Source organism: Methylobacterium sp. WL7 (assembly GCF_008040085.1).
Taxonomy (GTDB): domain Bacteria; phylum Pseudomonadota; class Alphaproteobacteria; order Rhizobiales; family Beijerinckiaceae; genus Methylobacterium; species Methylobacterium mesophilicum.
In genome coordinates, this window is the sequence record NZ_VRVG01000419.1 from 1 (window position 1) to 249 (window position 249).

1 pseudogene is annotated in these 249 nt (G+C 66.3%); it reads left to right on the forward strand.

Going from position 1 to position 249, the window contains the following annotated elements:
- A pseudogene (locus FV233_RS30030) lies at positions 1-249 on the forward strand (IS481 family transposase); the annotation flags it as partial.

Consider the following 249-nt stretch of genomic DNA (forward strand, 5'->3'; position numbering starts at 1 on the left):
GTGCGCGCTCCGCCGCTCCACCGGCTTTCCTCTGGATGCACTGACCTTCATCGTCAGCCACTTCCTGCCACACCTGAACCGGGATGCGGTCTACCGCATCCTCAAGGCCGAGGGCCTGAACCGGCTGCCGCCCGCCGAGCAGGCCCGCAAGCCACACGGCAGCTTCAAGGACTACGAGGTCGGCTTCATCCACGTCGATGTGAAGCACCTGCCCAAGCTGCAGGATCGCGACCGCGTCTCGCGCAAGCG